Origin of the sequence: Roseateles sp. (assembly GCF_036404855.1) — a bacterium.
GTDB lineage: Bacteria > Pseudomonadota > Gammaproteobacteria > Burkholderiales > Burkholderiaceae_C > Pelomonas.
Window position 1 is genome coordinate 1 of the sequence record NZ_DASWYS010000386.1, and the last position, 2,152, is coordinate 2,152.

2 protein-coding genes and 1 pseudogene are annotated in these 2,152 nt (G+C 69.7%); all 3 read left to right on the forward strand.

The genetic code is table 11. The features are described from left to right. A partial coding sequence (locus tag VGF12_RS26035) for a flagellar M-ring protein FliF C-terminal domain-containing protein (protein ID WP_331178960.1) occupies positions 1 to 833 on the forward strand: 833 nt, incomplete at its 5' end. Next, a complete protein-coding gene (locus VGF12_RS26040; RefSeq protein ID WP_331178961.1) occupies positions 826 to 1,854 on the forward strand; it encodes a flagellar motor switch protein FliG in 1,029 nt (342 codons plus the stop codon). The genes VGF12_RS26035 and VGF12_RS26040, both read left to right, overlap by 8 nt. Further along, positions 1,851 to 2,152 (forward strand): annotated as a pseudogene (locus VGF12_RS26045) (flagellar assembly protein FliH); the annotation flags it as partial. The gene VGF12_RS26040 and the pseudogene VGF12_RS26045, both read left to right, overlap by 4 nt.

The window sequence follows — 2,152 nt, forward strand, 5'->3', positions numbered from 1 at the left end:
GCCTGACCAACGAGGCCATGCGCGAGGAGCAGGACCGTGGACAACTGGCGCTGGGCATCCCCGGCTCCCTGTCCAACCGTCCTGTCAACGCACCCAACCCCGCCGCTGCCGCGTCCGCCGTGGGCGCCGACGCGGGTGCCAACGCCACGCAGGCGCGGAAGAACGCGTCGACGCGCCAGTACGCCTATGACCGCAGCATCACGCAGGTGAAGAAGAGCCGCGGCCGGCTGGCGCGGCTGTCGGTCGCCGTCGTGTTGAACAACGCCGTTGCACCGGGCGGCGCCAAGGCCTGGACGCCTGAGGACATCAGCAAGGTCGAGACCCTGCTGAGCAACGGCCTGGGCATCAGCGCCGAGCGCGGCGACAAGCTGGTGGTCTCGACGCTGAACTTCCCGGTGCCTGTGCCGGCCGCGCCCTGGTACGAGCAGCGTGACAACCTTATCGATATCGGCGGCTGGGTCGGTTGGGCGCTGGCTGCCCTGCTGGGCTATTTCCTGCTGGCGCGCCCCGTGCTGCGCCTGGCCCAGCAGGCGGTACAGCGTCGCACGACCGCACCGGGCCGGCTGGACCCACTGGAGCCGGCTGCCCTGGCCGCCGCGGGCGGCGCGACCGGCGAGCTGGCCGGGCCGGCTGGCGCGGCGTTGCCGGCACCTGCTGGACAGACGGCCGTCGATCGCCCGATGTCCGTGGTGCCGCTGCTTGAGAACTATGAACTGCCGCCCCCCGGTTCTCCGGTGGATGTCCTGGTCGACCATCTGAAGGTCCTCGCCTCCAAGGAACCGGAGCGCGTGGCCGAGGTGGTGAAGCAATGGGTGCAGAAGAAAAATGCCTGAGGCCACCGATTTCATTCCCGCAACGACCGCCGCCGGCCTGACGCCGGTGGAGCGGGCCGCCATCGTGCTGCTGAGCATGGGTGAAGAGCCCGCAGCAGCCGTGCTGCGCTGCCTGTCGCGTGACGAGCTGCTGGACGTCACCCAGGTCATGTCACGCATGAGCGGCATCAAGGTCGACTGGGTCAAGACTGCGCTGCAGGGCTTCTTCGACGACTACCGCGAGCAAAGCGGCGTGCACGGTGCGTCGCGCAGCTACCTGAAGCGCTCGCTGGACATGGCGCTGGGCGGCGACATCGCCACCAGCGTGCTCAACAACATCTACGGCGACGCCATCCGCCCCAAGATGCAGCGCCTGCAGTGGGCTTCGCCGAAGTGGCTGGCCGACCACATCGTCGATGAGCACGTTCGCATGCAGGCCGTGTTTCTGGCCTTCCTGCCGCCCACACTGGCCAGCGACGTGCTGGGCGCGCTGCCGGCCGCCGGCCGCGACCAGGTGCTGCTGAATGTGGCGCGCCTGTCTGAGGTGGACGCCGACCTGTTGGCCGAGCTGGAGCAATTGGTCGAGCGCTGCCTGGCGGGCCTGGGTCACCAGGGGGCCAACGTGGAGGGCGTGCGCCAAGTCGCCGAGATCCTGAACCGTCTGCCGGCCGAGCGCCAGCAGATGGTGGAGCTGCTGCGCGCGCAGGACCCCGACGTCGTCAGCGAGATCGAGGTCAGCATGTACTACTTCTTCATCCTGTCGCGCCAGAGCGAGGCGGTGCTGACCCGCATCATCGAAGAGGTTCCCATCGAGCTGTGGGCCGTGGCGCTGAAGGGCGCCGAGCCCGCGGTTCGCAAGGCCATCCTGGCCGCGATGCCGCGCCGCCAGGCGCAGAGCTTCGAGGACCTGATCCGACGCAGCGGTCCCATCCCGCTGTCGCGCGCCGAGCAATCCCGCAACGAGGTCATGACCCTGGTCAAGGACCTGGTCGACGCTGGCGAGATCCAGGTGCAGCTGTTTGCCGAGGCGACCGTCGAGTGAAGCCCGTCCTGCGCCCCCACCGCTTTCCGCCGCTGGCGCAGCTCAGCGCTGCGCGCGAGCTGGCCGGCAGCTCTCCGGCCCAGTTGCAGCAGGTGTTGGCCCAGGGCTTCCAGGAAGGCCTGGCCAAAGGCTATGAGGAAGGCCACGCCAGCGGCCTGGCCGCCGGTCGTGAGGCCGCCCAGGCGATCGGCCGGGAAGAGGGCCGCGAGCAGGGCCGGCGCGAGGCGCAGGAGCGTTTCGCCACGCTCTCCCGCCCCGTGGACGCGCTGCTGGCCGAGCTGCACCAGTTGCAGGCGGA

What these genes read in the sequence shown, in the direction of transcription:
- VGF12_RS26040 (WP_331178961.1), top strand. Translation starts at nt 826, where the DNA reads ATGCCTGAGGCCACCGATTTCATTCCCGCAACGACCGCCGCCGGCCTG.